Consider the following 7,002-nt stretch of genomic DNA (forward strand, 5'->3'; position numbering starts at 1 on the left):
CTGGTCGACAGCGTGGCGGAGGCGGCAACGGCGCTCGGCACGGCGCCGCGCCGGGTCTTCCTGGCGATCGGCAGGCAGGAGGCCGGCGCCTTCGAGGCCGCGCCCCAGCACCACTATCTCATTCGCAGCGTCGACCCGGTCGAGCCGAAGCTGGCTGTGCCCGACGCGATCTATCTGCTGGCGCGCGGACCGTTTCCGGAAGCGGACGAACGCGCGTTGCTCGAAAGCCACGGGATCGAGGCCATCGTGTCCAAGAACAGCGGCGGCGAGGCGACCTACGGCAAGATCGCCGCGGCGCGGGCGCTCGGCATCGATGTGATCATGGTCCGTCGGCCGTCCGTACCCGACGTTCCATCGGCCGACGCCGTCGATCAGCTGGCCGCCAAGGTCGATCATCTTTTCGAGCCCGTTGCCGAGCGTGGCGTGTAGACCAGCGACGGCTTGTCACCGCGCCGAATGATCCTGGTTTCCGGCGAGCCGATGATGATGCAGGTGGCCATGTCGGCCTTTTCCGCATCGGCATCGGCGAGCAGATGCACGTCGATACGCTCGTCCGGCCGGCCGGCGGCGCGGCCGAAGATGACCGGGGTGGTGCCGGGCAGGATCGCCTTCAGGCATTCGAAGGCGCGGCCGAGCTGCCAGGGGCGCGCCTTGCTGATCGGGTTGTAGAGCGCGATGACGAAGCCGGCGCCGGCGGCGGCCAGCAGGCGCAGCTCGATCAGATCCCAGGGCTTCAGATTGTCGGAGAGCGAGATGGCGCAGAAGTCGTGGCCGAGCGGGGCGCCGATGCGGGCGGCGACGGCAAGCATGGCGGTGACGCCGGGAACGACCGCAAGGTCGATCGCGCGCCATTCCGTCGGACCGGCCTCGATCGCCTCGCAGACGGCGGCTGCCATGGCGAAGACGCCGGGGTCGCCGCCGGAGACGACGGCGACGTCATGGCCCTCGGCGGCCTTGGCCAGCGCTTCGTTGGAGCGGGCAAGCTCCTCCCGGTTGTCGGATGCGATGCGGGTCTGGTCCGGCCTCAGCTCGAGGCGGTCGACATAGGGCTTGTAGCCGTAGAAGAACTTGGCCTCGGACACGGCGCGGCTCGCTTCCGGCGTAACCTGATCGGCGTTGCCGGGGCCGAGGCCGATGACGGTAAGGCGGCCGCTCATGCCTTGGCTCCGGCAGCACCGGGACGGGCGGACCAGCCGGCGACCAGCACGATGGCGAAATAGGGGGCCTTGTCGTCCGGCTTGTCGGCTAGCCGCATCGAGACGCTGCCCGGCATGGTGCCGCGCTCGACATAGACGGCTTTGGCAAGCTTGCCGGTCGCCTGCAGCGCGCGGCGGATTTTCGGCAGGTTGCGGCCGACCTTCATGATCACCGCTGCGTCGGTGTCGGCCAGCCGCCGCGTCAGCTCGAACTCGCTCATCGTGCCTGGCAGGACAGTCAGCACGTCGTCGCCCTGGACGATAGGCAGGCCGGTCGCCGACCAGCAGCCGGACATGGCGGTGACGCCGGGAATGACCTCGGTCGGGAAGCGATGCGCGAGACGCACGTGCAGGTGCATGTAGGAGCCGTAGAACAGTGGGTCGCCTTCCGACAGCACGGCCACCATCCTGCCGGCGGCAAGATGCTCTGCGACCGCCTCCGCCGACTGCTCGTAGAAATCGGCGATCTGCGAGCGATAGTCGTCGTGATCCTTGTCGATCTCCGTCGTCACCGGATAGAGCAGCGGCAGCTCGATCATGTCCGGCCGGAAGCGGGCCTCGACGATGGCGCGCGCATTGCTGTTGTTGCCGCGCTTGGCGAAATAGGCGACGACGTCGGCCTCTGCCAATGCCCGCGCAGCCTTGAGCGTCAGTAGCTCGGGATCGCCGGGACCGGTGCCGACGCCGACGAGGCGGCCTTTTACAATCGCGTTCACAGGCCGGGCCTCGCCAATGCGTTGAGGGCTGCGGCGGTCATGGCGCTGCCGCCCAGCCTGCCGCGCACGATGGCGTAGGGCACGCCATAGGAATTCTCGGCCAGCGCGTCCTTCGATTCGGCGGCCCCCACGAAGCCGACTGGCATGCCGATGATCGCCTTCGGCTTCGGCGCGCCGTCGCGCAGTTTTTCCAGCAGATAGAAGAGCGCCGTTGGCGCGTTGCCGATGGCGACGACCGAGCCGGCGATGCGCTCGCCCCAGAGGTCGATTGCTGCGGCCGAGCGGGTGTTGCCGATTTCTTTCGCGATCTCATGCGTACGCGGATCGCGCAGCGTGCAGATCACCTCGTTGCCGGCCGGCAGGCGGGCGCGGGTCACCCCATGCGAAACCATCTCGGCGTCGCAGAAGATCGGCGCGCCGGCGGCCAAAGCGGTGCGCGCGGCGCCAACGAAATCGCCGGAGAAGACGAAATGGCTGGCGGCCTCGACCTGGCCGCAGGCATGGATCATGCGGATCGCAACATCGGCCTCGGCGTCCGAGAAGCGCGACAGGTCGGCCTCGGCGCGGATGATGGCGAAGGAGCGCTCATAGATCGCCGTGCCGTCGTGGATGTAGTCGTAGGCCGCCATGCTCATTCCTGTCGGTAAATTTCGGCGATGCCGGCCGCGCCAAGCCTTGTGAGGCAAGCGGCGGCGGTTTCGCCTCGATGTCGTTGCGCGCGGATCGCTGCAAGGATGCCGCTTATGCCGCGCGCGGCGTCATAGCCCGGCCTGTATCCGGCAGGAAGAGCCTTTGCCGTCCCGCCAACGACAAGTCCGGCTCCGTTTTCGTCGCCGACCAGTGTGAGGGCGGCCAAGCCGGGATGCGCGCAGCCTTTGGCGCAGCCGGAGACGTGCAGGCTGAGCGAGGCGTCGAGGAGGTCGCTGTTTTGCGCCGCGATGGTTTCGGCGATGGCACGGGTGGCGATGCGGCCGGAGGCGCAGGCCGGTGTGCCGGGGCAGGCAGCGATGCGAATTCGCGGATCGGCGGCGTCGGTGACGAAGCCGAGGGCGGCGGCGGAGATTTGCAGCGAGGCGCCGGCGGATGGGGCGAGGCCAAGGAAGAGCATGGCGCGGCCGGGGGACAGGCGGATCTCGGCGGTGCCGAGGCCGTCGGCTTGCGTGGCAAGTTCGATGAGCGATTGTGCCGGCATGCTGCCGTAGGGCAGGCCGATACCGAGAGCAAAAGTGTCGCCGGCCAAGGGGAAAAGGCCGATAGGTTTGCGAGAGGCCCCCCCCTCTGTCCTGCCGGACATCTCCCCCTCAAGGGGGGAGATTACGCTATCGCCAATGGTTTCGCTAATCTGCAACGTTGGAAATGGGGAGCCGGCGTCGACGCTGCCAATCTCCCCCCTTGAGGGGGAGATGTCCGGCAGGACAGAGAGGGGGGCGACAGAGTGCCAACTTGCGAGAGAGGCCAACTGTCTCGCCGACAGATCCCGCGTGTGCGCCTCTCGTCCTTTTTCGGCCACCATCCGGAGAGCCGCAACGATGATGTCGCGCGCGGCATCCGCATCGATCGTAGCTAGCGACTTGGCACTGCGCGCGTCTCCACTAACCGATACTCTCCATTGCGCACCCGCGTCGGCCCGCACCGCCTCAAGCCTCACATCGGCCGTGACCGCATCCATCGTCAGTTGCCCGCCGCCGTCGACAACCACCGACACCTTCGGCCCCAGCCGTGGCGTCAACCCGGCCTCTTCGACGGCCGCCCTGATCCGCTCGGCGAGCGGGCGCGGATCGGCAACCTCCTGCGGGTCAATACCCGCCAGTGGCCCGGTCTCGACCGGAACGCCGGTGCGCACGGCAATGCCCAGCGCATCCACTTCGGCGGCCAGCAGGCGCGCGCTTTCCGCCGTCAGGCCACGGATCTGCAAACTGCCGCGCGCGGTCACTTCCATGATGCCGTTGCCGTGGCGCAAGGCGGATTCGCCGAGTCCGATCAGCGACTTCGGGGTAAGTCCTCCAGCGACCGGATTGAGCCGCACCAGCAGTCCGTCGCCGGTCTGCATCGGGGCGCTGAGGGCAGGGCAGGCGCCGCGGCGCGAGAAGGCGTTCATGCCGCCACCTGCTGGGCTTCGGCGATCAGCGCGGCGAGATCGTCGTCGATGGAGTTCCGCAAGGGGTGCCACAGGCCGCGCCGCCGCGCGGAGAGGAAGCGTTCCGCGATCACCTTCGCGGCAGCGGGGTTCTCGCGCAGGATGAAGGCGCGAACGTCCGCGTCGCCGAGATAGGCATCGTGCACCGCCTCGATCAGCGCGCCCGATATGGCATGCGTGGTCTCGGCGAAGCCGACGAGGCGATCGACGGTCTCGGCGAATTCGGAGGCGCCGCGCGGGCCATGGCGCATCTGGCCGGCGATGAAGCGCGGGTTGACGGCACGCGCCCGCACCACGCGAGATACCGCTTCGCCGACCGAGCGCGGCTTCGGCTTTTGCGGGTCCGTGGTGTCGAGCACGATGACATCGGCATTTTTGCCCAGTGCTGCCAAGGCGGCCGAAAACCCGCCGATGAAGGCAACGTCGGCCGAGCCTTCGAGGATGTCGCGGCCGGGGTCGTCGCCGGTGTGGACGAGAAGGTCGGCCTCGGCGATGCGGCCCTCGAAGGCGCCGGGCGCGGAAGTCGCCTCGCCGTCGGCGCCGCCATAGGCATGCGAGGTGGCGTCGAGATAGGCGCGGCCGATTTCCTCGCGCGCGGCCCAGTCGCCGCGCGACAGCAAATCCTCGACGCCGGCGCCGTAGGTGCCGGGCGAGGTGCCGAAAATGCGCGGGCCGATCTTGCCCTCGGCGCGGCTCGCCGCGGCGAGCGGGTTCTCGGAATCGTCCTCGTCGCGGCTGGCGACGGCGGTGGCGGCGGCGTCGATCAGTGCGATCTGGGTCGGGAACATGTCGCGGAACAGGCCGGAAATGCGCCAGGTGACGTCGACGCGCGGCCGGCCAAGGGCGGCTGGCGGCAGCACTTCGATGCCGGTGACGCGGCCGGTGGCGCCATCCCATTGCGGCCGGCACCCCATCAGCGCCAGGCCTTGCGCGATCTCCTCGCCGCCGGTGCGCAGCGAGGCCGAGCCCCAGAGGTCGATGACCAGCGAGCGCGGCCAGTCGCCATGCAACTGCGTGTAGCTGCGCACGACTTCTTCCGCCGCCGCCTGGCCAAGGTCATAGGCGGTCGGCGTCGGCATGGTGCGCGGGTCGGCGGTGAACAGGTTGCGGCCGGTCGGCAGCACGTCGGAGCGGCCGCGCGCCGGCGCGCCGGCCGGTCCGGCCTTGATGTGGCGGCCATCGAGCGCGGCGAGAAGGGCCGCTCTCTCCGCTTCCGCGCTTTGGGTGCGCAGCGAATCCGCTTCGCCCTCCGGCGCGCGGCCATAGACATGCAGCCCGTCCTTGACGGCGAAATCCTTGAGATCGCAGAGCCAGGCGTCGATGCGGCGCAGCGCCTCGTCCGGCGCGTCGGTCCTGGCCACTCCGGCTTCGGAGGCAAGCCCGGTCTTGCGTGCGGTTTCGACGATCAGCTTGGCCAGGCGGTCGCGGCGGCGGCGGTCGAGCCCGTCGGCCTGCGCATATTCGTCGACCAACCGCTCGAGGCGCTGCTGGTTCTCGTCCAGTCCGGCGCCGGTCAGCGGCGGCGGCAGATGGCCGAGCGTGACGGCGGCGATACGGCGCTTGGCCTGCGCCGCTTCGCCGGGATTGGAGACGATGAAGGGGTAGATGACGGGCAGCGCGCCGGTGACGATCTCGGGAAAGCAGGTGCCGGAGAGCGCGACGGTCTTGCCCGGCAGCCATTCCAGCGTGCCGTGCGCGCCGACATGGATGAGGGCGTGGACCCCGAGCGATTTTTGCAGCCAGAGGCCGAAGGCGATCAGGTCGTGGCGCGGGGGCAAAGTGGGGTCATGGTAGTCGGCGCGGCGGTCGGCGGAGCGGCCGCGGTCGGGGGCGAGCGCGACGGTGATGTTGCCGAAGGTCGCGGCGCGGAAGGGGAAGTGGGTTTCGTGCGCTAGCCGCGAAGGCTCGCGTTCTGTCGCGCCCCCCTCTGTCCTGCCGGACATCTCCCCCACAAGGGGGGAGATCAGGCTCGCGCCGTCGATTTCGCCAATCTCCGACTTCGCAGGGGGAAAGCCGGCGGAGGAACTGCCAATCTCCCCCCACGTGGGGGAGATGTCCGGCAGGACAGAGGGGGGCGCCTCGCGCGAACCTTTCCCTTCTGCCTTGCCCCACGCGGCCTCTATTGCATCGTGCGCTGGCCTCGGTAGTTCGGCCGAAAAGGCGAAGTAGGCCTCTACGGAGAGGCCTTGCCCACCCACCTCCAGCGCATCCAGCAGTTCCCGCGGCGATTGCGGAATCGCCTCAACCGCATAGCCCTGTTCCTTCAGGTCGTGCAGCATCGCGAGCACGCTCGACGGCACGTCGAGGCCGACGGCATAGCCGGTACGGCCGGGCGCGCTCGGATAATCCGGTATCAGGATCGCCAGCTTGCGCTCGGCCCGCTCGGTCCGCCGCAGGCGAATGAACGCCGCCATGCGCTTGGCGACCTGTGCGACGCGATCTGCCTCCGGCTGGTTGGCGAAGGCGCGGAAAGCCAGCGCCGGGTCGGTTTCGCTCTCGCCCTTGAACGAAATCGCGCCGGCCAGGATGCGGCCGTCGAGTTCCGGCAGCACGACATGCATGGCAAGGTCGGCGGGTGCCAGACCGCGCTGGTTTTTCTCCCAGACCTCGCGTCTGGTCGTGGCGACGATGACCTGGAAGACCGGCACGCCTGCACGGTCGAACAGGGTTTCCGCGCCGGGTTCGGCGCCGGAGGCGAATGCAGTGGCGGTGATGATGACGGCCGGGTTCAGTGAGGCGAGGGCGTTCTCGACAAAGGCTAGAGACGCCTGATCCTTGAGGCTCGAAACGAAGATCGGCACCGGCGCGATGCCTTGCGCGTGCAGTGCGGCGACCAGCGCATCGATCGGTGCGACATCGGCGGCGAGCAGCATCGAGCGATAGAAGAGGATGGGGACGATGGGAGCGCCGTCTCCCTCCTCCTCGAGGGGAGGGTGGCCCGCAGGGCCGGGAG

At 69.0% G+C, this 7,002-nt stretch carries 5 protein-coding genes and 1 pseudogene; 1 reads left to right on the plus strand and 5 read right to left on the minus strand.

What is annotated here, in order from left to right; genetic code table 11:
• The coding region (locus EN780_RS23795) for a precorrin-6A/cobalt-precorrin-6A reductase (RefSeq protein ID WP_189556680.1) at positions 1-429 on the plus strand (429 nt) is incomplete at its 5' end.
• Here EN780_RS23795 and EN780_RS23800 read toward each other — a convergent pair.
• The 5 genes and pseudogenes from EN780_RS23800 to EN780_RS23820 form a co-directional block, all read right to left on the minus strand.
• A complete protein-coding gene (locus tag EN780_RS23800; RefSeq protein ID WP_127283356.1) occupies positions 393-1,157 on the minus strand; it encodes a precorrin-3B C(17)-methyltransferase in 765 nt (254 codons plus the stop codon). The two genes, EN780_RS23795 and EN780_RS23800, sit on opposite strands and share 37 nt — an antisense overlap.
• A complete protein-coding gene (locus EN780_RS23805) occupies positions 1,154-1,912 on the minus strand; it encodes a precorrin-2 C(20)-methyltransferase (protein ID WP_127283355.1) in 759 nt (252 codons plus the stop codon). Before EN780_RS23805 ends, EN780_RS23800 begins: the two co-directional genes overlap by 4 nt.
• Positions 1,909-2,541, minus strand: a complete 633-nt coding sequence (locus EN780_RS23810; protein ID WP_127283354.1) for a precorrin-8X methylmutase — start codon at positions 2,539-2,541, stop codon at positions 1,909-1,911. Before EN780_RS23810 ends, EN780_RS23805 begins: the two co-directional genes overlap by 4 nt.
• Positions 2,498-4,010 (minus strand): annotated as a pseudogene (gene cobG / locus EN780_RS23815) (precorrin-3B synthase). The gene EN780_RS23810 and the pseudogene cobG overlap by 44 nt, the downstream one beginning before the upstream one ends.
• Positions 4,007-7,002: cobaltochelatase subunit CobN (locus EN780_RS23820; RefSeq protein WP_128275496.1), on the minus strand; the 2,996-nt coding region annotated here is incomplete at its 5' end. The gene EN780_RS23820 and the pseudogene cobG, both read right to left, overlap by 4 nt.

It is taken from the genome of Mesorhizobium sp. M4B.F.Ca.ET.089.01.1.1 (assembly GCF_004022605.1).
Classification (GTDB): domain Bacteria; phylum Pseudomonadota; class Alphaproteobacteria; order Rhizobiales; family Rhizobiaceae; genus Mesorhizobium; species Mesorhizobium abyssinicae.